At 62.7% G+C, this 22,356-nt stretch carries 21 protein-coding genes; 7 read left to right on the forward strand and 14 right to left on the reverse strand.

Annotated features, from left to right (window positions below):
• Nucleotides 1–25 precede the first annotated feature (25 nt).
• A complete protein-coding gene (locus G473_RS0123090) occupies nt 26–847 on the reverse strand; it encodes a TauD/TfdA dioxygenase family protein (RefSeq protein WP_029015052.1) in 822 nt (273 codons plus the stop codon).
• A gap of 232 nt (nt 848–1,079) precedes the next feature.
• Between G473_RS0123090 and G473_RS0123095 the strand changes: the two genes are divergently transcribed.
• The 3 genes from G473_RS0123095 to G473_RS28515 all read left to right on the forward strand — a co-directional run bounded on the left by G473_RS0123095 (nt 1,080) and on the right by G473_RS28515 (nt 4,541).
• Nucleotides 1,080–1,739, forward strand: a complete 660-nt coding sequence (locus G473_RS0123095) for a GntR family transcriptional regulator (protein WP_051330631.1) — start codon at nt 1,080–1,082, stop codon at nt 1,737–1,739.
• A gap of 414 nt (nt 1,740–2,153) precedes the next feature.
• Complete coding sequence (locus G473_RS0123100; protein ID WP_029015054.1) at nt 2,154–3,425, forward strand: porin; 1,272 nt, start codon at nt 2,154–2,156, stop codon at nt 3,423–3,425.
• Nucleotides 3,426–3,503: 78 nt separating this feature from the next.
• Nucleotides 3,504–4,541: an alpha/beta hydrolase gene (locus G473_RS28515; RefSeq protein WP_051330632.1), complete on the forward strand. Its 1,038-nt coding sequence runs from the start codon at nt 3,504–3,506 to the stop codon at nt 4,539–4,541.
• A gap of 22 nt (nt 4,542–4,563) precedes the next feature.
• Here G473_RS28515 and G473_RS0123110 read toward each other — a convergent pair whose 3' ends face one another.
• From G473_RS0123110 to ccoG, 8 genes are all read right to left on the reverse strand, one after another.
• Nucleotides 4,564–5,946 carry an FAD/NAD(P)-binding protein gene (locus tag G473_RS0123110; RefSeq protein ID WP_029015055.1) on the reverse strand — a complete coding sequence of 461 codons (1,383 nt, stop codon included), beginning with the start codon at nt 5,944–5,946 and terminating at the stop codon, nt 4,564–4,566.
• A gap of 143 nt (nt 5,947–6,089) precedes the next feature.
• Nucleotides 6,090–6,482, reverse strand: coding sequence for a Cu(I)-responsive transcriptional regulator (gene cueR, locus G473_RS0123115; RefSeq protein WP_029015056.1), 393 nt, complete (start codon nt 6,480–6,482; stop codon nt 6,090–6,092).
• 14 nt (nt 6,483–6,496) lie between these two features.
• On the reverse strand, nt 6,497–8,764 hold the full coding sequence (locus G473_RS28520; RefSeq protein WP_051330633.1) for a heavy metal translocating P-type ATPase: 2,268 nt from the start codon (nt 8,762–8,764) through the stop codon (nt 6,497–6,499).
• A 74-nt stretch (nt 8,765–8,838) separates the two neighbouring features.
• Nucleotides 8,839–9,024 (reverse strand): hypothetical protein, encoded by a 186-nt coding sequence (locus tag G473_RS0123125; RefSeq protein WP_029015057.1) that lies wholly within the window; start codon nt 9,022–9,024, stop codon nt 8,839–8,841.
• Between the two features lies 1 nt (nt 9,025).
• A complete protein-coding gene (ccoS, locus tag G473_RS0123130; RefSeq protein ID WP_029015058.1) occupies nt 9,026–9,217 on the reverse strand; it encodes a cbb3-type cytochrome oxidase assembly protein CcoS in 192 nt (63 codons plus the stop codon).
• Nucleotides 9,214–11,586 carry a heavy metal translocating P-type ATPase gene (locus tag G473_RS0123135; protein WP_029015059.1) on the reverse strand — a complete coding sequence of 791 codons (2,373 nt, stop codon included), beginning with the start codon at nt 11,584–11,586 and terminating at the stop codon, nt 9,214–9,216. Before G473_RS0123135 ends, ccoS begins: the two co-directional genes overlap by 4 nt.
• Nucleotides 11,583–12,059 (reverse strand): FixH family protein, encoded by a 477-nt coding sequence (locus tag G473_RS0123140; protein WP_051330634.1) that lies wholly within the window; start codon nt 12,057–12,059, stop codon nt 11,583–11,585. The genes G473_RS0123135 and G473_RS0123140 overlap by 4 nt, the downstream gene beginning before the upstream one ends.
• Nucleotides 12,060–12,065: 6 nt before the next feature.
• A complete protein-coding gene (gene ccoG / locus G473_RS28525; RefSeq protein WP_084438573.1) occupies nt 12,066–13,601 on the reverse strand; it encodes a cytochrome c oxidase accessory protein CcoG in 1,536 nt (511 codons plus the stop codon).
• A gap of 726 nt (nt 13,602–14,327) precedes the next feature.
• Here ccoG and G473_RS0123155 point away from each other — a divergent pair.
• Together G473_RS0123155 and G473_RS30545 are read left to right on the forward strand one after the other, a co-directional pair.
• Nucleotides 14,328–15,818 carry a SulP family inorganic anion transporter gene (locus G473_RS0123155; RefSeq protein ID WP_029015061.1) on the forward strand — a complete coding sequence of 497 codons (1,491 nt, stop codon included), beginning with the start codon at nt 14,328–14,330 and terminating at the stop codon, nt 15,816–15,818.
• Between the two features lie 412 nt (nt 15,819–16,230).
• Nucleotides 16,231–16,635, forward strand: coding sequence for a hypothetical protein (locus G473_RS30545; protein WP_154667544.1), 405 nt, complete (start codon nt 16,231–16,233; stop codon nt 16,633–16,635).
• Nucleotides 16,636–17,392: 757 nt separating this feature from the next.
• On the opposite strand, the gene ccoP is transcribed toward G473_RS30545, so the two are convergent.
• The 5 genes from ccoP to G473_RS28535 all read right to left on the reverse strand — a co-directional run bounded on the left by ccoP (nt 17,393) and on the right by G473_RS28535 (nt 21,589).
• A complete protein-coding gene (ccoP, locus tag G473_RS0123165; RefSeq protein WP_029015063.1) occupies nt 17,393–18,262 on the reverse strand; it encodes a cytochrome-c oxidase, cbb3-type subunit III in 870 nt (289 codons plus the stop codon).
• A 12-nt stretch (nt 18,263–18,274) separates the two neighbouring features.
• Nucleotides 18,275–18,448, reverse strand: a complete 174-nt coding sequence (locus G473_RS0123170) for a cbb3-type cytochrome oxidase subunit 3 (protein WP_029015064.1) — start codon at nt 18,446–18,448, stop codon at nt 18,275–18,277.
• A gap of 10 nt (nt 18,449–18,458) precedes the next feature.
• Nucleotides 18,459–19,187, reverse strand: a complete 729-nt coding sequence (gene ccoO, locus G473_RS0123175) for a cytochrome-c oxidase, cbb3-type subunit II (protein WP_029015065.1) — start codon at nt 19,185–19,187, stop codon at nt 18,459–18,461.
• Nucleotides 19,188–19,201: 14 nt separating this feature from the next.
• On the reverse strand, nt 19,202–20,653 hold the full coding sequence (ccoN, locus tag G473_RS0123180) for a cytochrome-c oxidase, cbb3-type subunit I (RefSeq protein ID WP_029015066.1): 1,452 nt from the start codon (nt 20,651–20,653) through the stop codon (nt 19,202–19,204).
• A gap of 159 nt (nt 20,654–20,812) precedes the next feature.
• Nucleotides 20,813–21,589 (reverse strand): sulfite exporter TauE/SafE family protein, encoded by a 777-nt coding sequence (locus G473_RS28535; protein ID WP_154667545.1) that lies wholly within the window; start codon nt 21,587–21,589, stop codon nt 20,813–20,815.
• Between the two features lie 171 nt (nt 21,590–21,760).
• Here G473_RS28535 and G473_RS0123190 point away from each other — a divergent pair, with 171 nt between their 5' ends.
• Nucleotides 21,761–22,111, forward strand: coding sequence for a BrnT family toxin (locus G473_RS0123190; protein WP_245580297.1), 351 nt, complete (start codon nt 21,761–21,763; stop codon nt 22,109–22,111).
• Nucleotides 22,071–22,352 (forward strand): BrnA antitoxin family protein, encoded by a 282-nt coding sequence (locus tag G473_RS30070; RefSeq protein ID WP_084438577.1) that lies wholly within the window; start codon nt 22,071–22,073, stop codon nt 22,350–22,352. The genes G473_RS0123190 and G473_RS30070 overlap by 41 nt, the downstream gene beginning before the upstream one ends.
• Nucleotides 22,353–22,356 lie beyond the last annotated feature (4 nt).

Raw genomic sequence — 22,356 nt, forward strand, 5'->3', positions numbered from 1 at the left:
TGAATATAGGCGCCCCCTTCCCGGATCATTCCGCAGCGGCCGCCACTTCAACCGGCGTATCTTCCACCTGGACGCGGAAACCGGAACGGACCTGCGGGTAATAATCCCAGATCGCCAGATGCTGGGTGCAGCGGTTGTCCCAGAAGGCAACCGAATGCGGTTCCCAGCGGAAGCGGACCTGGAAGTAATTATCCTCGCAGTGCCGATAGAGGAACTGGAGGATGGCTTCGCTCTCCGGCTTTGCCAACTCATTGATATGAGAGGTAAAGCCGCGATTGACGAAAATGACCTTGCGCCCCGTCACCGGATGGGTGCGGATCACCGGATGCACCGCCACGGGGAATGTGCCGGTCGGGTCGAAGCGGCCGAAGGCCAGTTTGCCGTCATGGGTGGCCGTCAACCCTTCCAGATAGGCCTTCATCCGGTCCGACAGCGCATCATAGGCGGCATACATGCTGGCAAACACGGTGTCCCCGCCCAGCGTCGGCAGCGTGTGCATGTAAAGGATGCTGCCCATGGGCGGCACGGTGGCGCAGGTCATGTCCGTATGCCACTCCTCCCCCGCCACATGCTTGGAATTTTCATCCGCGTGCAATTTACGCACTTCGGGATGGTCGGGCAGGCCCTTCAACGCATGAGCCTGCAGCGGCCCGAAATGACGGCCCAGCCGCTTCAATGACGCCGGGTCCAGCCGCTGGTCACGGAAGAAGATAACCTGATGGTCGGCCAGCGCCTGCTTCAGGTCGGCGACCTGCTGATCGGTCAGCGATTGGGACAGGTCGATGCCGGAAATCACCGCGCCGATTCGCGGCGTCAGGGGAGCGGCGGTGATCGTTTCATAAGCCAAGGCTATTCTCCTTGCGGGCTGGGATTTTGTCTTACATGCGGGGACCTGCGCCACACCTTGGCAAACAAGCCCGGTTTGGTGCGGCTTCCGAACAGATATTATTGCATACGGTATACAATGAAAAGCACCTTATCGCGCTGAAGCCGGGACGTTTTTCGGACAAGGGGATACGGGCGCCGATCGGGCGGTCTATAAAGGCGCAGCAAAGATCAGCAGGGTTAGTGGGGGAAGCATGGTCCGTGGCAGCCGCATCATCGGCCAGGGCACACGGTTGCGCGATCAGGTCTATCAGCAGATCCGGGAGGAGTTGCAGAACGAGCAGCTCAAGGCCGGGCAACGGCTGGTAGAGATGGATCTGGCCGCCCGCTATGGCGTATCGCGCACCCCGATCCGCGAGGCGCTGCTGCAATTATCGCGGGAGGGGCTGCTGGCCCCGCATGATCGCGGCTATATCGTGCCGCTGGATACGCAGAAAGATGTGGTCGACCGGCTGGAGGTGCGCCGCCTGCTGGATTGCCGTCTGGTCCGCCATGCCGCCACCGATGCGACGGAAGAAGAGGTGAAGGCGCTGGCCCGCATCTTCAACCGCGCCCGCACAGCGCACGAGACAGGTCGCGCCAAAAGCTTCATCGAGGCGCACAACCAGTTCCGCGCCAGCCTGCGTGCCATGTGCCGCAATGTGCTGTTGAGCCGGTGCGCGGGCATGGTGGATGACGTGTTCCAGATGATGCGCAACCAGATCCACCAGTCGCCGGAAAACCGCGCCATGACGCTGGGATGCGATGAGCGACTGCTTGCCGCAATCCAAAAGCGCGACCCGGACGCAGCGGAAGCGGCGATGGGCGAATTCCTGGATGCGCTGAACGCCTATTTCAGCGCAGGACAGGGCTGAAGCCACCCCCGGAAAACTTGCGTCTGTACGACCCGGCCTGCCCCAGGATGGCGGGCCGGGCACCGCCCCTTTTTGATGATGCGAATAAAACATGACGTTCATGTTGTAATAAAACTTAAACCCCATTGACGATGTGGGGAATTTGCGCCAACGTCGATGGTGAAGGTTGTGGAACCTTCCGCGGGCATTTGAATCGGGCTCAGCTTGACGCCGCGTCACCAAAGGCTAAAGCGACACGACGGTTCGTGGTGTCGATCAGGGAAGAAGGACACAACGTCATGGCCCATTGTCGCCAGATCGCCTAACGGCCGAACCAAACCAACCATAAGCCGGACACCCCCATTCCCACCGATCTTGGGAAAGGGAGAACCGTGTGCCGGCTGTAAAACAAATAATCTGAAGGGGTCGATAAGAATGAAGAAGGTCAACCTGACCGCCCTGCTGCTGGCAGGCGCGGCACTGACGATCACCGCCCTGCCCGCACAGGCGCAGAATGCGGATGAGGTTTCTGCCCTGCGTGCCCAGGTGCAGGAATTGCTGGCCCGGATTGAAAAGCTGGAAAAGGCCCCAGCCGCCGTGTCCGGCGCCGCCACCGGCCAAGCCACGCCGCCGGTTATCAAGGATGTGCCCCTGGTCGCAGCCGATGCCTATAAGGCACCGCAGGTGACCCAGAGCGGCAATTCCAAGGTCAAGCTGACCCTGTCCGGGCAGATCGGTCGTTCCGTCCTGTTCGTCGATGATGGCTTCGATACCGATACGCTGCACGGCGACAATGCCACCGCTTCCTCCCGCATCCGTCTGGCCGGCCAGGCCAAGCTGGATGATAACTGGACGGCCGGCACGGATATCGAGCTGGAAGCCAGCTCCGCCTCCACCCGCAATATCGGGATCGGCAATGATGGCGGCAGCAATTTCAGTATGAACGAACGCAAGATCGAATTCTGGGTGCAGCACAAGGCCATCGGCCGCCTGTGGGTGGGCCAGGGCGACACGGCAACCAATACCTCGTCCGAAAGCGATCTGTCCGGCACCGGCACCCTGCTGGGCTATAGTGATATCGGCCAGTCCTTCGGTGGCGTTGCCTTCCGCAATCGTTTGACCCGTGCCAATGGCCCGACGGTCAATAACGCCTTCAACAATTTCGACGGCCTGCACCGCGAAGACCGCGTGCGCTATGACACACCGAGCTTTGGCGGCGGCTTCCAGCTTTCCACCAGCGTCACCCAGGGCGGTGCGGCTGATGGCGCTGTCCGCTATAATGGCAAGGTCGGTGATACAGAGATCGCAGCCGCCGTCGGCTATGCCGACAATAAGAGCCGTACCGGCTTCGATACCCAGACCAACGGCTCGGTCTCGGTGAAGTTCGCCAGCGGCTTCAACGTCACGGGCGCCGCCGGTACGCGCGACCTGGGCCCCCGCAACAGCGATTTCTGGTACAGCAAGCTGGGCTACATCGCCAAGCTGACCAGCCTGGGCAACAGCGCCTTCGCGGTGGATTACTACAAGCAGGAAGATTTCGCCGTCGCCGGTGCCGACAGCAAGGCGTGGGGCCTGTCCTACGTCCAGACGGTCGATGCCTTCGCCGCCGACTTCTATCTCGGCTTCCGCAATCATGAATACAACACGCCGACGGCCGATTTCCGTGACGTGTATGGCTTCATCAGCGGGGCGCGCGTGCGCTTCTGATGATGCAGCCTATCCCGGCGGGCAACCGCCCGCCGGGACATTTTGGTTCCCGTACCCCGTCCGATCAGGAGAAAGAGCATGAATGTGACCGCACAATCGCCTGCCCCTGCCGCACGGGGAAACGGTCTGTGTCTTGTGCCACCGGCGCCCAATTTTACGGTCGCGCCGGACCTGTCGCCGGAGGTCGCCTCCGTCGTCAGCCTGATTGCTGGCAGCGCAACCGGCACCGATCTGGGCGAAGAGCGTAAAATCTTCACCCGCGTGCGCCGGGCCCTGGGACCGGCAGTGCCGGATATCGCCTCCATAAGGGAGGAAACCATTGCAACCCCGGCTGGACCGCTGGCGCTGCGGCTTTACCGCCCCTCCTTCGGGTTCCGGCCCCTGCCGGCGCTGCTGTTCTTCCATGGCGGCGGCTGGACATTGGGCGATCTGGACAGCCATGACACGCTGTGCCGCCAACTGGCCATCGCCACCGGCCATGTCATTGTCGCCGTGGATTACCGGCTGGCGCCGGAACATCCCTGGCCGGCAGCCCTGGATGATGGCTGGGCCGCGCTGCGCTGGCTGTCCGCCTATGCGCCGTTGCTCGCCATCGACCCGCTGGCCATCGGCGTTGCCGGTGATAGTGCTGGCGGCAATATCGCTGCCGTTCTGGCCCTGAAGGCCCGCAATGAAGGCGGGCCGGCCCTGAAGGCACAGGTGCTGATTTATCCATGCACCGACCTTTCCGCCAGCCTGCCGTCCCATTTCACCCGTGCCGACGGCTATCTGCTGACGCGAAAGACCTATCTGGCCTATGTCAGCAATTATCTCGCCGGGCGGAATATTGAGGGCGACTGGCAGGTATCCCCGCTCCGGGCCGACCGGTTCGACGGCTTGCCCCCAGCCGTGATCATCACTGCCGGCTTGGACCCGCTGCTGGACGAGGGGCGGGCCTATGCCGGGCGGCTGGCGGCAGCGGGCGTGCCCGTGCTGCACCGCTCCTATCCCGACATGGTGCATGGTTTCATCACCATGGGCGGCCGCCTGCCCGCCGCCAACCGGGCCATCACCGATATCGGCCGGGCGCTCGCCTCCTACGATATCTATGCGTTCAGCGATGGCGGGGGGATCTGACCCCCCGCCACTTCCTGGCTTCTCACCCCAGGTCGCGGCAGATGGCTGCTGCGACCTGACGGGCCTGGACCCGGATATCGGGAATGGCCGTCACCTCCCAGAACGCGCCGCGTGACGCAGGGCCCAGGGCATAAAAACGTCCGGCACAGCCATCCGCCGCGATCAGCCGGCCATCGCCATCCAGATCAAGGCCAAGATGCAGCGCATCGGGCCGGGCCAGCCCGGCCGCCAGCAGCGACTGGATAATGGCCGGGCCCGCCTTGGACAGATCACCACCAGGGCCGGTGCAGTTCACCACATGCTGGACCCGCATCACCGCATCCTGCGCCGTACCGCGGGGGCACCAGCGCACGGCAACAAGTTCCTGCGCGCCCACCCCCTCCACAGCGAAAGCCCGCAGCCGGCCCGATTGCAGGGAGAGTTCGCCCCGCGCCAGCATCCCATCCAGCCGGTCGGCCACCATGGGGGCCAGCCGGTGGCGATGCACATCCCACCATGGCCGCAGATGGCGGAGGAACCGCCGCCGCGCCGCTGTATCCAGTGACTGCCAGAAAGGCCGGGTGATCGGGCGCAAGGCATCAATCACGGCCCGCCAGTCGGCCCCATCCCCCGCAGCGGCCTGATACTGGCGCAGATGGGTACGGATCAGGCGCAGCGCCTGGGACAGAAGCGGCGGGATAGGCGGCAGCGGCGGCGGGGCCATAGTGGCAGGGGCCGCATGGCGACGCGGCAGCAATCCCCGACGCGACATGGCCAGCTTTGGCCCCACATGCCCGGCCGCCCTCAAGCTCAACGCAACATCCACCATGGTCAGGCCGGTGCCCAGCAGCAGAACGCTATCCTCCGGCGCGACATGGGCGAAGGCATCCGGCGCCCAGGGGTCGCCGATATAGCGCCGTGACCGCGCCAGCCCGCCATCGGGAACATGCGGTGGTTCCGGCGCGCCATTGCCGGTGGCCAGCACCAGGGCATCGACCAGCAATTCCCGCCCCACGGCCAGCCGCACACGCGGCCGCCCCTGGCCGGTGATGATGGTCACCGCCTCATCATTCACCAGCATCAGCCGCCCGGTGGCATTGTCACTCATCGCCGCGGCGCGGAGAAGACCGGCCAGATAGGTGCCATAAACGCGCCGGGGCACGAAACCGGCGGCCAGCAGGTCCGGATGCCGGTCCCGCAGCCAGTTGGCGAAATGATCCGGCTGGTCGGGAAACGCACTCATGTTTCCGGCGCGGACATTCAGCAGATGATCGGCATTGCCGGTGGAATAGGCGACGCCGACACCAAAACCTGTACGTTTCTCAATCAGGAAAATCCGGGGACCGTCCGGATCGGACAGGAGATGCAGCGCCGTCAGCGCACCGCTGGCCCCCGCCCCGATAATGGCAACCGCGGGCCGGCTCAAAACCGCACCCGGCGCAGGGGGAGAAAGAGAAGGGACATGAAGGCTCCTGTCGTCAAGGGGCGGCAGCGGGCATTTCCTACTTCTGGAATAGGATTAATGCGCGACAGGAACCACTTGTCAATGGAACAGAAAAGAGGCGCCCCTCAGGCTTCCGGGTCCAAGGCGGCCAGGATGGCGCATTCCGCCCGGTCATCCCCGTGGCAACGGGCCACCAGCCCACGCAATGTGCTGCGCATTGCCTCCAGTTCCGCGATGCGCGCGTCCAGATCGCGGATATGGGCCAGCGCCAGCGCCTTCACGTCCGCGCTGGCGCGGTCGCCATCCTGCCATAACCCCAGAAGGGCCGGCAGTTCGGCCAGGGAAAAACCCAGCCGGCGGGCCTGGCGGATGAAGCGCAGGGTCCGCACCTCTGCCGGGCCATAGGTGCGATAGCCGGCATCGGTGCGGGTCGCCGGCGGGATCAGGCCGATCTCCTCATAATGGCGGACCATTTTGGCGGAGAGGCCGGCGGCCTTGGCCGCTTCACCGATATTCATGGCGCATCCCCCGTTCAAGTCCGCGACCGGGGCCGCCAGCGGCGCAGCAACAGCGCATTGGACACGACGCTGACACTGGAAAAGGCCATGGCCGCGCCCGCCACCGCCGGGCTGAGCAGGCCCAACGCCGCCAGCGGAATACCCACCACATTATAAGCAAAGGCCCAGAACAGGTTCTGCCGGATCTTGGCCCAGGTGCGGCGGGAAATGGCGATGGCATCGGCCACCAGCAGCGGATCGCCGCGCATCAATGTGATGCCCGCCGTGTGCATGGCAACCTGGGTGCCGGTCGCCATGGCAAAACCGACATCCGCCGCCGCCAGGGCCGGCGCATCATTGATACCGTCACCCACCATGGCGACCGATGCACCCGCCCGCTTCAACTGCGCCACATGCGCGGCCTTGTCCTGCGGCAGCAGATGGGCGATGGCCTGATCCAGGCCCAGTTCCGCAGCCACCTTGTCGGCCGCACCCTGATTGTCGCCCGTCAGCATCAGGGTGCGCAGCCCCGCCGCTTTCAACGCCGCCACCGCAGCCCGCGCGGACGGCTTCACCGGATCGCCAAAGGCCAGCAGACCCAGCAGATGCGGGGAGGGCCCGGCTTCCGCCAGCCAGCTTACCGTGCGACCAGCAGCCGCTTCCGCCGCCGCGACGGAAGCCAGCGCATCCATGGCAACGCCATGGTCACGCATCAACCGGTCATTGCCCAAGAGCAGCGGGCGTCCCGCAACCGTCGCCACAAGCCCCAGCCCGGCCAGGGCCTGCTGATCGAGCGTCGGTTCCGCTGTCTGCCCTTCGTCACGCGCAGCGGTCAGCACAGCCGTCGCCAGCGGATGCTCACTGCCGGCCTGGAGACTGGCGGCCAGCCGCAGCAATTCCGCCCTGTCTTGGCCTTCCGCCGGATGCAGGGCCGCCAGGGTGGGGCGCCCTTCCGTCAGGGTGCCCGTCTTGTCAAAAATGATGGTATCAGCGCGGTGCGCCTGTTCCAGGGCAGCGGCATCCTTGATCAGGATACCCGCCTGGGCCGCCACGCCGGTCCCGGCCATCAGCGCCGTCGGCGTTGCCAGCCCCAGGGCACAGGGACAGGCAATGACCAGCACCGACACGGCATTGATCAGCGATGCCTCCATCCCCGCCCCCGCCAGCAGCCAGCCGGCAAGGGTCAAGATCGCCAGCCCCAGCACCACGGGCACGAAGATGGCGGAGACCCGGTCGGCCAGCCGCTGGATCGGCGCCTTGGCCATCTGCGCGCCTTCCACCAGCTTGATGATGCGCGACAGGGTGCTGTCCGCCCCCACCGCGCGGGTGCGCACCAGCAAGGTGCCGGCACCATTGACCGATCCGCCGGTAACCGGGTCGCCCTCCCGGCGGGTGACCGGCAGGCTTTCCCCCGTGATCATGGATTCATCAATGTCGGAGATGCCTTCCAGTACCGTGCCATCCACCGGCACCAGCGCACCGGGCAGGACAACAACCATGTCCCCCACCCGGACCTGTCCCACGGGCACATCAACATCACCGCCCGGCAGACGCAGCCGGGCGGTACGCGGGCGCAGGGCGCCCAGCGCGTCGATGGCCGCCATGGCCTGCGACAGGGCGCGCGCCTCCAGCCATCGCCCCAGCAACAGCAGAGTGATGATAACAGCCGCGGCTTCGAAATAGAGATGCGGTTCATGGCCGGCGGGGGCCGCCAGCCACAGGTAAAGTGACAGGCCCCAGGCCGCCAGCGTGCCGAGGGAAACCAGACTGTCCATGGAACCATGGCCGGCCCGTGCCGCCCGCACCGCACCGGCATGGAACTGCCAGCCCAGCCAGAACAGGACCGGGCTGGCCAGCGCCAGTTGCACCCAGCCGGGCAGCATGATGTGCAGCCCCACCAGCGGGGCCATCATGGGCAGCAGTAGCGGCAGGGTCAGTGCCGCCGCCAGCAGCACGCGCCACCCGCCCTGCCCCGCCGCCCCATGCCCGGCATGGTCGTGACCATGATGGGCGTGGGGATCGGCTGTGCCGGCATCGGCGTCGCCCGTCCCGTCCGGAACCAGGATATCGGCGCCATAACCGCTGGCGGAAACGGCATCGACCAGGGCCGGGTCAGCGGTGCCGACGGCCCGCACATGGGCGCGCTTGGTCGCCAGATTGATATCGGCACTGACCACACCCGGCACCTGCCGCAATGCCTTTTCCACCCGCCCGACGCAGCCGGCGCAGCGCACGCCGGTCAACGCCAGATCGATTTCGCGGATGGTTTCCGGCTGGTCGTGCCGGGATGCGGTTGTGCCCATGACATCACCTTGCAAACGGGGTCCGCCCCTTATCTGGGGCTTCCCCCAGGGGTAAGGTCAAGGGGCGTATCCCGTCACAGGGACGGGTTCGCCAACTCGTCCCGGTCATCCTGGGCAATCAGCCAGAAATTGACCAGCACGCCGAACAGCGAGAACAGCATGCCGCCAAGGAACATGCCATCATCGCGCGCCTGGGAGGCGAGATAGAGACCCAGCAGGGCCAGCACGATGCAGAAGGTGGCGAAAATACGCTTGCCCATGTCATTTCTCCTTAGGGACTTCATGGTTTGCAGGTTTGGCGGGCGGCAAAGGCCGCCCGTCGTCGAAAAGGATGCGGGTCGCCGATCCATCCAGATCGTCGAACTGCCCGCTCCGCACCGACCACATGAAGGCGACCAGACCGGCCAGCCCCAGCAGCAGCGCGATAGGGATGAGGAAAAGCAGTGCCGTCATGCTGTCGGCCCTTCCTTCTTGCGCGAGAGGCGCAGCGCATTGCCCAAAACCACCAGCGAAGAAGACGACATGGCAATGGCGGCGATCAGCGGCGTGGCATGGCCCAGCATGGCAATCGGCACAGCGCACAGGTTATAGAGCAACGAGAAACCCAGATTTTGCGCCACCAGCCTTTCGGCCTTGCGCGACACGTCCAGCAACTCCACCACCGGCGTCAATGCCTCACCTTGGAAGATGGCGTCTGCCGCTGTCTGGGCGACATCCACCGCACTGCTTGGCGACAGGGAGACATCAGCCGCCGCCAGTGCCGCCGCATCATTCAGCCCATCGCCCACCATCAGCACATGCCGACCTTCCGCCCGCATGGCGGCAAGGGCAGCGGCCTTGCCGGCCGGATCGACGCCACCGCGCCAATCCTGGATGCCCATCCGGTCGGCCATGGCCGACACCACCTCCGTCCGGTCACCGGATAACAGGGCGATGGCATAGCCGCGCTGGCGCAGGGCCGCCAGCACCGTCACCGCATCCGCCCGGGGCGCATCATCGAAGCGGAACAGCAGCGGCGGGCGGCCCGGCCGGGCCAGCCACAATTCCGGCCCTTCCGCCACAGCGGCGGGTGCCGGCACGGGGCCGACAAAGCCGCGACGTCCCAGCCGGACCAGTCCTTCCGGCCCATCCCATTCCAGCCCCGCACCGGGTATTTCCCGCACCCCTTCCGCCACCGGCCCAGGGCCGGCTGCCCGGGCCAGGGCACGGGACAGGGGGTGGCGGCTGGCCCGCGCCAGACTGGCCGCCAGGACCAGATCAGCCGGGGCACAGGTGGCATCGGGACGCAGTTCCGGCCTTCCCAGGGTCAATGTGCCTGTCTTGTCAAAAACGATCGTATCGACCTTGGCCAGCCGTTCCAGCGCCGTGGGGGATTTCAGCAGCACGCCACCGCGCAGCAGCCGGCCCGATGCCACCACCTGCACCGCCGGTACAGCCAGCGCCAGCGCACAGGGGCAGGTGATGATCAGCACCGACACGGCGATGAACAAAGCCTGTTGCCATTCAAGGCCAGCCAGAAAAACCCAGGTCAGGAACGTGCCCAAGGCAGCCAGATGCACCACGGGCGTATAGTTGCGCGCCACCCGGTCGGCCAGGGCGACGAAGCGGGCACGGCCTTGTTCGGATGCTTCCATCAGGCGGACGATTTCCGCCAGCAGCGTATCCTCGCCCCGCGCCGTCACGGTCAGGCGCAAAGGCGCGCTGAGATTGACCATGCCGGCGAAAACCCGGTCGCCCACCGTTGCCGGCTGCGGATTGCTTTCCCCCGTCACCACGGCGGTGTCGATATCGGATGTGCCCTGGCTGACCACACCGTCAATGCCGATCCGCTCCCCCGCCGCAACCAGCACCTGGGCGCCCACCGCAACCTGGGCCGGCGGCATGGGCGCGGCATGGCCATCCTCGCCCAGCACCATCACCGGGGTGCGGCCCAGCGCCAGCAAATGTTCTGCTGCCGACCGCGCCCGGCCCCGCGCACGCGCATCCAGGAACCGGCCGATCAGCAGGAAAAACAGCAGCATGACCGCGCCATCGAAATAGGCGTGCTGGCCATGGCGCATCGTCTCCCACAGGCTGACCACCGTGGCCAGCGTGACGCCGAGGGAGATCGGCACATCCATATTGGTGCGCCCGGCCCGCAGCGCCGTGATGGCGGAACGGAAGAAGGGGCGCCCGGCATAGGCCACGGTCGGAATGGCGATCAGGGCCGACAGCCAATGCATCAGGGTGCGCGTCGCCTCCCCCATGCTGCCAGCATGGCCGGACCAGACGGAGACGGAAAGCAGCATGATATTCATGGCAGAAAAGCCGGCCAGCGCCATGCAGCGCACCAGTTCCCGCTCAGACCGGGCCTGGGGCGCATCCGCCCCTTCTGCCCCCGGCACAGCGGGACGGTAACCCAGACGGCGCAGGATGGCCGCGAACTGGTTGGCCCGGTCCGCATCACCATGCCAGCGCAGCGACAGCCGGCGGGTGGTCAGGTTGACGCGCGCATCCAGCACATCGCCTTCCCGGCGCAGCGCGCTCTCGATCAGCCAGACGCAGGCGCCGCAGGTCAACCCATCGACCACCAGCCGCATCTGGCAATCCCCGCCCGGCAGCGCCTGGGTGGCGTTGGCCAGATCCAGGATTGCGGAATCCTCCGCCGTGGTCGCTGGCGGGGCTGCCGCCTCGCGCCGTGCATAATAGGCGTCCAGGCCCATTTCATGGATCAGGGCATGGGCGCCGGCACAACCGGTGCAGCAGAACTCCTCACCGTCAGCGGCGGGCAGGCCGCAATGGCGGCAGGTGGCCGGTGCCGCCTGGGCGGGAACAGTGGTCATGGGACGAAAACCCTTTCCACCAGCAGATATTGCGCATCACCCTGGGCCAGCCGGGCCCGTACATCCCATTGGCCGGGCAGCGGCAGATCAGCCAGCGAGGCCACATAGCGGCCGTCACCGGCGGGCATGAAGGACAGGGTCACTGCCTGCGCCCCGCCAACGGGCCGTTCCAGCTCCCCTTCCAGCATCAGCCCGTCCAGCGGCTGATCATCGCGGCCAATCACCCGCACCTCCAGCCCGCGGTCACGCACGACCGTTTTCACCTGCCAGCCCAGCGCATCCTGGCGATGCTGCTGGGCCAGCACCTGATTGTAATTCACCCCCCGCTCATACGGCTTGGGCACGGCCAGGCCGGAGAAGGAGCTGAGTGCGTAGCTGACCATCACCGCGTTGACCGCGACGACAACCGCCATGGCACCAACGAAGACCCAGGGAATCCAGGCGCTTTTGCGGGGAGTTTCCATCATGGTCATGATCTGTCACCGGTTGCTGGAATGGGGGCCGACGAAGACGGCGTGGTAATTGTCGCCTTCCCCGCGCGCGGGATTGGTCAGGATGAAGTCGAACTCGGTATTCTCCTCCCGCACGGTGCCGCGCGGCAGGGTGACGAAGACACGGTATGTGGCCACCTTGTCGGGTTTGGCCGGCAGGATCACCTTTTCCCCATCACGGGCCTGGCCGATATCCTGCACCGTCAGCAGCGCGCCCGCCGGCAGACCTTGCAGCGCCAGGGTGAAATCCACCGCTTCCCGCCGCTTGTTCAGCACCTTCAGCGTATAGCCGTTTCGGATGTCGCCATCGGACAGGGTGACAAACAGAGGCGCACGGTCGCGCAGCACATTGACGGATACTGTGGTGCGCATCGCCAGACCGGCCAGCATGATGCCACCGACCAGGACCAGCAGGGTGGCATAGATCACCACGCGCGGCCGCACGATCTTCCATTTCGCCACCGTGCCCTTTGCACGCGCCTGCTGGCGGGTTTCAGTATCAAAGGTGATCAGGTTACGGGGGCGGCCCACCTTGTCCATGATCTCGTTGCAGCTATCAATACACAGGCCGCAGCCGATACATTCAAGCTGGATACCATCGCGGATATCGATGCCGGTGGGGCAGACCGCGATGCACTGGCCGCAATCAATGCAGTCACCCCGGCCTTCCCAGCTTGTCCCAGCCTTATGGGGCCCGCGCTTTTCCCCGCGCCAGCTCTCATAGGTCACCACCATGGACTGGTCATCCAGCATGGCGGCCTGGAAACGCGGCCACGGGCACATATAGGTGCAGACCTGTTCGCGCGCCCAACCGGCCAGCAGATATGTCGTGCCCGTGAACAGGCCGACGAAGAAATACTGCTTCAGCGTGGCATTGCCGGTGAAGAAATCGACCACGAAGGTCGGCGCGTCATTGAAATAAAGCGCCCAGGCACCGCCCGTCGCCACCGCAATGGCCAGCCATACGGTATGCTTGGCCAGCTTGCGCCAGATCTTGTTCAACGACCAGGGAGATTTGTCCAACCGGATGCGAGCGCCGCGATCCCCTTCGATCCAGCGTTCCACCAGCATGAAAAGGTCGGTCCATACTGTCTGCGGACAGGCATAGCCGCACCAGAGCCGGCCAAACAGCGACGTGACCAGAAACAGGGCCAACGCGCCCAGCACCAGCAGGCCGGTGATGAAATAGACTTCCTGCGGCCATATCTCGATATTGAACAGATAGGCGCGGGGCGCGCCCATATCGACCAGCAAAGCCTGATTGGGGGCATCCGGTCCCCGATCCCAGCGCAGCCAGGGCGCCAGATAATAGACCGTCAGACAAAAGATCAGCACGGCCCATTTGATATTGCGGTAACGGCCCTTCACCGCCTTGGGATAGACTTTCACATGGTCGGCATAGAGCGAGTTGCTATTGCCGGGAGGAGCACCGCCACCGGCCTTGCCTTTGGCTGCGCGCGCATGGGCCGCCTGCGCCGCATCAGCGGCGGCCGCCTTTTCCAGCAATGTCGATTGGCCGTTCATGGGGGTCTCGGGGGTTCGGGCGACAAAATAGTTCGGGCGGCAAATCCACCCTGTGGCCCAACCTTATGCCTGCCGCCTTCTCCCCGCTTTGCGATAGATCAAATCCCGCCGGGGCAATCATGTTCTGTCCAACATGTCGCGGCTTGGCCGGACAATACCATCATATGCTTCTTGCGGGCTGCGCTGGTCCGCCTCGCGCTGCCAACATTGTGAAGGAACCACATGCCCTCAGTCTCGTTTCCCAACGGACACAAGACAAGGAGGACATTATGCGCGGTATTCTTCTCTGGGCCATCGGTATTCCGATCCCCGTCATCATTCTGCTTTACCTGTTCGTATTTTAAGCGGTTTACCGCCCCGTCACCTCCCGCCGCCGAATGCCGGGTTGTGACGGGGTGAACCACTGACGCATCGCGCCCCCAACAATCCTGCATTTGCCGCACTGCAAAAACCCAGGTTAGAAGAAACCCGATACTGGCGCGGTCCCACGCGCTGGCCCTTCAAGCCTGTGCGGGCACCAATGTAACGATCCCACGCAAAACGCCATCCTTGACCCCTGCCCCGGCCTGTCCGGTGGCTGGCGATGGCGCGTGGTTGATCCTTGGCCCGTTTACACGGGCTGCATAATACCGATCCCCCGCATCGACGCCTGCCGAGCCTTCGCGTGATTAACCCACGCCCCAAGGGCCGGGCTGCTTTTCAATTCCCCCGCGTTTGGAGTTTTCCTTGTCCTCCTTTTCCCCTGCCCGCTTGAAGGCGGAATGGTTCGGCAATATCCGGGGCGATGTGCTGTCCGGCCTGGTTGTGGCGCTGGCGCTGATCCCGGAAGCCATCGCCTTTTCCATCATCGCCGGTGTCGATCCCAAGGTCGGGCTCTACGCTTCCTTTTCCATCGCCGTCATCATCGCTATTACCGGTGGCCGACCGGGCATGATCTCCGCCGCGACGGCGGCCACGGCTGTGCTGATGGGCACGCTGGTGAAGGAACATGGGCTGCAATATCTGCTGGCCGCCACTGTGCTGGCCGGCATCCTGCAGATCGGCGCCGGGTTTTTGAAACTGGCCTCGGTCATGCGCTTTGTCTCCCGGTCGGTCATGACCGGCTTCGTCAATGCCCTGGCGATCCTGATCTTCATGGCGCAATTACCGGAACTGACCAATGTCGGCTGGCTGACCTATGCCATGGTCGCGGGCGGGCTCGGCATCATCTATCTGTTCCCACGCCTGACGAAGGCAATCCCCTCGCCGCTGGTCTGCATCATCGTACTGACGGCGCTGACCCTTTCCCTGGGGTGGGAGGTGCGGACCGTGGGCGACATGGGCGCCCTGCCCGATGCGCTGCCCATGCTGCTGTTCCCCGATGTGCCGCTGACCTGGGAAACCTTCATGATCGTGCTGCCCTATTCCGCCGGCGTCGCGGCGGTCGGTCTGCTGGAAAGCCTGATGACCGCTTCCATCGTTGATGAGATGACAGACACGGGCAGCGACAAGCACCGCGAATGTGTGGGCCAGGGCATCGCCAATATCGCAACCGGCTTCATCGGCGGCATGGCGGGCTGCGCCATGATCGGCCAGTCGGTGATCAATGTGAAATCCGGCGGGCGGGGGCGGCTTTCCACCTTCTGCGCCGGTATCTTCCTGTTGATCCTGGTGGTCGGCCTGGGCGATCTGGTGGCACGCATCCCGATGCCGGCCTTGGTCGCCATCATGATCATGGTGTCGGTCGGCACCTTCAACTGGCGCTCCCTGAAAAATCTGGTCACCCATCCCCGGTCGTCCAGCCTGGTGATGGTGGCAACGGTGGCCGGCGTGGTCTTCACCCATAATCTGGCCATCGGCGTACTGATCGGGGTGCTGCTGTCCGGCATCTTCTTTGCCCGCAAGGTGGCGAAAATTTTCCGCGTCACCAGCGACCTGTCGGCGGATGGAACCCACCGCACGTACCGGGTGGAAGGGCAAATCTTCTTCGCCTCGGCAGAGGATTTCGTGGCCGCCTTCGACGTGAAGGAAGGCTTGCCGCGCGTGACGATTGACGTCACCCAGGCCCATATCTGGGATATTTCCAGTGTGGCCGCCTTGGACCGGGTGATCCTGAAATTCCGCCAGACCGGCACCATGGTGGATGTGATCGGCATGAACGAGGCCAGCGCCACCATCGTGGACAAGCTGGCCATCCATGACAAGCCGGGTGCCGCCACCCAGCCTGCCGGGCACTGATAGCAGCCAAAGAAAAAGCCCGTCGGACCATGCGCCGGCGGGCCTTTTAGTTTTCAGGACAGAGAGGGTCCAGGGGAACACGCCCTCCCCTGCGGGCATTCCTACGCGGGGCCAAGCCCCGGAAGATAAGAGAGACAAGCCCGAACCGATCATCGTCCGGTCTCAATGTCTTGAGAATAGGCGCGCGGATGAATTGGCGCTTTGCGCTAGATCAAGAAAAAGAAAATTTCTGATAAGGTCCAGACTTAAACAGGTCCAGCATGCCACGATGGTTGCAATTGCGAGAGTGGCTATGAGCTTTCTGACGTTTTTGTCGTATCTGGTGGCGACGCGGCGGAAGATCTTGAGGCGGCAGCCGCTTTCGGTGACACGAATTTAGGCTATTACTATATCTCGTTATGGAGTTAAAATAGTGGAAAACCGTCACATAATGGCAGAAAAGCCAGTTTCTACTCTTCTATCTCTTTGGTGCGGTTCACTGGCCCTACCGAGAATTTGGGCAACGGTGTTTGGAATGGCTCCGGCCATGGAAGGGTATAGTATTATGGTGTTATGGATTTTTTTGGTTTTTATATCAACCATTTCAGGTACATTCACACTGCACTTGATAGCAAGAAGAATAATTTATGCAGATATAAATATCTATATCGTATTTTGCGTTGCAATAGATGTAATTATTTTACTTTTGGTTTCCATTTTTTGGGATTCAATTTCTTCACTCGCAATAATTATAGCTATGGCGCTTTTTTCTGTTACATCATGCGCGGTTTTTATAATTTTATTTCTTATTTTCTCTCCTGAAAAAAACAAATACTAAGAGGTTGTTTGAGAATCAGGGATGAGCTTCTAACGGAGTAGATTGCCGCCCAGAGCGACGGGCCCCTCCCTATAGAAAGTTATCCATGGGATTGGCTCTTTATTAAAAGTGGAGACCTCTGATTGTTGTGGTCAAGAAAATGGCATAATTGGCATTTTTCAGAGGGAGACAAACAGGAATTTCCTGAGAAGCAATTTTTCTTTGATTTTTTATGTATACGGTAGGATTAATAATTATCAATTAGCCCACTCAAAAAAACTCCTAGGAGACAATAAGTAAAAAAGAAACCATCAAAAATATTCGTATTTTTCTTAATTTTCTGTTTTTCATATCTATCTCTTCTGGGTTTATAATTTTTTTATTGTCCTTTTCGCCAGAAATGGAACCCCAACGAAGTTCATACTTATCCTATTTAGGGGGAGTAATTAGCTCCACAGCCCTCTTGATTGAAAGATTTTTTTCCTTTTTATTGAAAAAAATGGAATAGGCCATATCAACCCAACCTGCACGGGAGATAACCAGGCCGCCACTTTTGAGCATGATCGTGCCAGCCAGATTGTGAAGCGATCCGCGGCGAAGGAGCGCTATACCGCCCCACCTCGCAAGGCCATCTGGTGCAGAACCATCAGACGGACGCCCAGAACCGGATCGCGCGGTAATATAAACCGTCCAGAAAATCCTCAAATTATACATATCAACAAAAAGGGCGGCCCGGTGGGACCGCCCTTTGTACTGCGCTTTCAGAAGAGAACGCTGCTTACTGACCGCCGCCGAGGGCATGAACGTAGGTCGCCAGCACCTTGACCGTGGCCGGGTCCAGACGTTCGATCCAGGCCGGCATGTTGCCGCGACGGGCATAGGTGATGGTCTCGATCACCGTCTTGCGGTCGCCGCCATAGAGCCAGATCGCATCCGACAGGCGGGGTGCGCCCATCTCGTGCATCCCCTCGCCCTTTTCACCATGGCAGGCGGCGCAATTCTCGGCATAGATCACGCCACCGCGTTCCAGCACAGCGGCATCAGCCTGGGTGCCGGACAGGGACAGGACATAATCGGCCACGTCGGCGATCTGTTCCTTGGTCAGCATCCCGTCAGCGCCGAAGCGCGGCATGTCCGAGATGCGGCTGTTTTCGTTATTATTGCGGATACCATAGGTGATGGTCTGCAGGATCTGCTCCGGCTCGCCACCCCAGATCCAGTCATCATCGGCCAGGGTGGGGAAGCCCACGGCCCCCGCACCACCGGCGCCATGGCAACCAGCGCAGTTATCGGCAAAGGCCACGCGGCCCGCCGCCTGGACATAGCCCATCAGGGCCGGGTCCTTGCGGATATCCGCGATGGACATTTCCACGATCTTGGCCCGCGTGTCGGCCTGGCCGGCCTTCTGCGCCGCCAGCGTTTCTGCCAATTCGCCGCGCCGGGTCCAGCCGCTGGTGCCACCGAAATGGCTGCTCAGCGTCGGCCAGGAGGGAAGCAGGACCGTGTAGATCACGCCCCAGACAATGCAGGCATAGAAGGTGTAGAGCCACCATTTCGGCAGCGGTGTGTTCAGTTCCTTGATGCCGTCCCACTCATGGCCGGTCGTATCCGTGCCCGTGGCGGCGTCCTTTTCGATCTTGGTCGGCATGATGGATCACCTTTAACGGCGGGGCTGGCGGGGCAAGGGCCCCGGCGCATCATCCAGGGGAATGCGGCTCTGCTGTTCAAACCGGGACCGTGCGCCGGGCCGGAAGGCCCAGACGCAGATACCGACGAAAAGCAGCATGAACCAGACCAGCCAAAGCTGTTTCAGAAGGGGGAGGAGTTGTTCCATGACATCCCCCTTACTGCTTCAGGTCGTCAGGACTGATGCGCGTGAAGTCAACCAGCGTGCCCAGCATCTGGAGATAGGCCACCAGGGCATCCATCTCCGTCACTTCGGCCGGTTTGCCGTCGAAATCACCGACATGGGCCTTGGGATAGCGGGCCAGCAGCGCCTCGGTATCCTCGTCCGGCAGGGCGCCGGCCTGGAGACGCACATCACGCACGGCCTCGGCCACCATTTCGTCCGTGTAAGGCACGCCGGCGATGCGCAGGGCCTTCAGATGGTCAGCCATGTCGTCGAAGGACAGCGGCCGGTTCAGGAAGGCATAGGCCGGCATGATCGATTCCGGCACCAGCGCCTGCGGATGGTTCAGGTGGGCCACATGCCAGTCGTTGGAATATTTGCCACCCACCCGCGCCAGGTCCGGACCGGTGCGCTTGGAACCCCACTGGAACGGATGGTCATACATGCTTTCCGCCGCCAGGGAGTAATGACCGTACCGCTCCACCTCATCCTTGAAGGTGCGGATCTGCTGGCTATGGCAGTTATAGCAGCCTTCGCGGATATAGATGTTGCGACCGGCCAGCTCCAGCGGGGTGTAGGGGCGCATCCCCTCCACCCGCTCGATCGTGGTTTCGATCGTGAACAGCGGCACGATCTGCACCAGACCACCGATCGACACGGTGATCAGCGACAGCACCGCCAGCAGCAGGACGTTCTTTTCGATAATGGCGTGAGAGAACTTCATGATAGGCCCCCTCCTTATTCGGCGGCCACGGAAGCAACGGCCGCTTGCGGCTCGATGCTTTCTGCGCTGCGGATGGTGCGGAACAGGTTGTAGGCCATGAACAGCGCACCGGTCAGGAACAGCAGGCCGCCCGTGCCACGGATGACATAGTAGGGGTGCATGGCTGCGACCGTTTCCACGAACGAGTATTGCAGGAAGCCGTACTCGTCATAGGCGCGCCACATCAGACCCTGCATGATGCCGCTGACCCACATGGCGGTGATGTAAAGGACGATGCCCAGCGTCGCGGTCCAGAAGTGCCATTCGACCAGAGCCTTGGAATACAGACCCTTTTTCCGCCACAGCACCGGGACGATGTAATACATCATGCCGAAGCAGATGAAGGCGACCCAGCCCAGCGCACCGGAATGCACATGGCCGATGGTCCAGTCGGTATAGTGCGACAGGCCGTTGACCGCCTTGACCGACATGACCGGCCCTTCAAAGGTGCTCATGCCATAGAAGCCGACGGCGGTGACGGAGAAGCGCAGACCCGGATCGGTGCGCAGCTTATCCCAGGCACCCGACAGGGTCATGATGCCGTTGATCATGCCGCCCCAGCTCGGCATCCACAGCACGACCGACATCACCATGCCCAGCGTCTGCGTCCAGTCCGGCAGGGCCGTATAGTGCAGATGGTGCGGGCCCGCCCAGATATAGAGGAAGATCAGCGCCCAGAAGTGAACGATGGACAGGCGGTAGCTGTAGACCGGACGTTCAGCAGCCTTGGGGATGAAGTAGTACATCATGCCCAGGAAGCCGGCGGTCAGGAAGAAGCCCACCGCATTGTGGCCATACCACCACTGGATCATCGCGTCCTGCACGCCGGCCCAGGCAATATAGCTCTTGGTGCCGGTGAAGCTGACCGGAATGGTCACATTATTCACGATATGCAGCATGGCAATCGTGATGATGAAGGCCAGATAGAACCAGTTGGCCACATAGATATGCGGCTCCCGGCGCTTGAACAGCGTACCGGCAAAGGCGATCAGATAGGCCACCCAGACGATGGTCAGCCACAGATCGACATACCATTCCGGCTCAGCATATTCCTTGCCCTGGGTGATGCCCAGCAGATAGCCGGTCGCGGCCATCACGATGAACAGCTGGTAGCCCAGGAACACGAACCAGCCGAGATAACGGCCGCCGAACAGCGGGGCCCGGCAGGTGCGCTGCACAACATAAAGCGAAGAGCCGATCAGCGCGCTGCCCCCGAACGCGAAGATGGCGGCCGATGTGTGCAACGGCCGCAGACGGCCGAACGTGGTCCATTCCAGCCCCATATTCAGGGCGGGAAAAGCCAATTGGAATGCGATGAGTACACCAACGGCGAATGCCGCAATGCCCCAGAACATGGCAGCGACGATAAAGGCGCGGACCACATCCTCGTAATAGGTTTCCGTGGTCACGGGCCTTGCGGCGACCATCCCCTGCGCCCCGATGGCGCTTGCTACAGCCATGACGACCCCCGGTGTCGACAAGTGATTGATTCGGGTGCGGACAGGACATTGTCCGCAATGCTGCCTTCATGCACCTGGATGGGGTAACGCGCATTGACATGTATCAACGCACATTCCCCCGTTTCCTCAGCCGCCCCACAGATGGGCGGCCATCCGGGCAACCATGAAAGCGTTGAAAAACATCAGCGGTGGCATCAGCAGGCGGGCCAGACGCCGCCATTGCTGCGATGCGGTCTGGCCGATAATGCCAATCAGCCAGAGGGCCGGCAGGGTGCCCGCCCCGAAGCCGGCCATCATGGCGATTCCTGCCACCGGATCGCCGATTCCCATGGCCGAAGCCAGGGCCGCATAAAGCAGCCCGCATGGCAGGAAACCCAGCGCCATGCCCAGCGCCAGACCATTGATCCCGGTCGGTTGCGCGAAAAGCGGGCGCAAGGGGGCCGCCAATGCCGCCCCCAGTCTGGCGCCCACACCGCCGGCGCGGCCCTCACCGCCCCCGCCGGTCAACCGGCGCAGCAGCGGCCAAAATTCCCCCAGACCCATCAGGCCCTGGCGCAGGAACAGCAATGTTGCCAGCCCCAAAGCCAGAATCAGCAGCCAGTGGAAACCCGTGGCCCGCACGGCGGTGCCGCCGGTTGCCGCCGCCATCCCGCCGAGAAAGGCATAGGTGGTGATCCGGCCCAGATGATAGGGCAGCAGCATGGCCCCACGCAGGCGGGCCAGCATCACGGGCGGCCCGCCCATGGCCAGTGCCCCGCCATCTGGCACGTTGGGGGCCACGGCCCCCCGCGCGCTGACCTGGGCCAGCACGAAAGGGCCGCACATGCCGGCACAATGCGACATCCCCCCCAGCAGACCGGTGGTGAACATCGCCGTCGCCAACGGCCAGATCGTCGCATCCATGGATAAAATCACCCCGACAATCGGCACGGGCCCGCCGCAGGAAGCGGCAAACCGACCAATCAATGCCTTATCGCATGGGAACCGGACGGGCTGCTTTGACAGGGATCAATTCGTCGGGCACATCATTTTTAAAAGCGGGATGCGGGGGGAGGGGTATGGTGACGGGTTCTCGTGCATGCCGCCACCCATTGTTTTTGTATCTACAAAAACACATTGACCGGGACCGTTATTGTAGATACAAAAATACGTGTGAACATAACCTTCGATCCCACCAAGCGTGATCGCACCCTGGCCGAACGGGGCTTGGACTTTGCCGATGCTGCGCAAGTCTTTGCCGGCCTGACCTTCACCATGAAGGATGACCGGTTCGATTACCGTGAGGAGAGGTTCATCTCAGCCGGCATGCTGGCGGATCGAATGGTCGTGATTGTGTGGACACCGACCGAGGACGGACGGCGCATTATCAGCATGAGGAAGGCCAATGAACGCGAACAGCAGCGGTTCCGGGCGGCCCTGGGTTGACTCCGACGACGCTCCCGAACTGACCGATGAATTTTTTGAACAGGCGGAGGTCGCTACTGCCGGCACCGTCACCCGTCCCGCTGCCGCCACGATGAAGCGTACCGGCCGGCCTAAATCGGCATCTCCAAAGGTCGCGCTTAACTTGCGCCTAGACCCTGACGTCGTTGAACATTTCCGTGCCACCGGTCCCGGCTGGCAAAGCCGGATCAATGAAACGTTACGGAAAGTGGCGGGGCTTTAACAAG

The organism is Niveispirillum irakense DSM 11586 (assembly GCF_000429645.1).
GTDB lineage: Bacteria > Pseudomonadota > Alphaproteobacteria > Azospirillales > Azospirillaceae > Niveispirillum > Niveispirillum irakense.

Excerpts from the sequence above, each read along its gene's own strand:
- G473_RS0123095 (WP_051330631.1), top strand. The coding sequence starts at position 1,080 with ATGGTCCGTGGCAGCCGCATCATCGGCCAGGGCACACGGTTGCGCGAT.
- G473_RS0123100 (WP_029015054.1), top strand. The coding sequence starts at position 2,154 with ATGAAGAAGGTCAACCTGACCGCCCTGCTGCTGGCAGGCGCGGCACTG.
- G473_RS28515 (WP_051330632.1), top strand. The coding sequence starts at position 3,504 with ATGAATGTGACCGCACAATCGCCTGCCCCTGCCGCACGGGGAAACGGT.
- cueR (WP_029015056.1), bottom strand. The coding sequence starts at position 6,482 with ATGAATATCGGTGAAGCGGCCAAGGCCGCCGGCCTCTCCGCCAAAATG.
- G473_RS28520 (WP_051330633.1), bottom strand. The coding sequence starts at position 8,764 with ATGGGCACAACCGCATCCCGGCACGACCAGCCGGAAACCATCCGCGAA.
- G473_RS0123125 (WP_029015057.1), bottom strand. The coding sequence starts at position 9,024 with ATGGGCAAGCGTATTTTCGCCACCTTCTGCATCGTGCTGGCCCTGCTG.
- ccoS (WP_029015058.1), bottom strand. The coding sequence starts at position 9,217 with ATGACGGCACTGCTTTTCCTCATCCCTATCGCGCTGCTGCTGGGGCTG.
- G473_RS0123135 (WP_029015059.1), bottom strand. The coding sequence starts at position 11,586 with ATGACCACTGTTCCCGCCCAGGCGGCACCGGCCACCTGCCGCCATTGC.
- G473_RS0123140 (WP_051330634.1), bottom strand. The coding sequence starts at position 12,059 with ATGACCATGATGGAAACTCCCCGCAAAAGCGCCTGGATTCCCTGGGTC.
- ccoG (WP_084438573.1), bottom strand. The coding sequence starts at position 13,601 with ATGAACGGCCAATCGACATTGCTGGAAAAGGCGGCCGCCGCTGATGCG.
- ccoP (WP_029015063.1), bottom strand. The coding sequence starts at position 18,262 with ATGCCGACCAAGATCGAAAAGGACGCCGCCACGGGCACGGATACGACC.
- G473_RS0123170 (WP_029015064.1), bottom strand. The coding sequence starts at position 18,448 with ATGGAACAACTCCTCCCCCTTCTGAAACAGCTTTGGCTGGTCTGGTTC.
- ccoO (WP_029015065.1), bottom strand. The coding sequence starts at position 19,187 with ATGAAGTTCTCTCACGCCATTATCGAAAAGAACGTCCTGCTGCTGGCG.
- ccoN (WP_029015066.1), bottom strand. The coding sequence starts at position 20,653 with ATGGTCGCCGCAAGGCCCGTGACCACGGAAACCTATTACGAGGATGTG.
- G473_RS28535 (WP_154667545.1), bottom strand. The coding sequence starts at position 21,589 with ATGGATGCGACGATCTGGCCGTTGGCGACGGCGATGTTCACCACCGGT.
- G473_RS30070 (WP_084438577.1), top strand. The coding sequence starts at position 22,071 with ATGAACGCGAACAGCAGCGGTTCCGGGCGGCCCTGGGTTGACTCCGAC.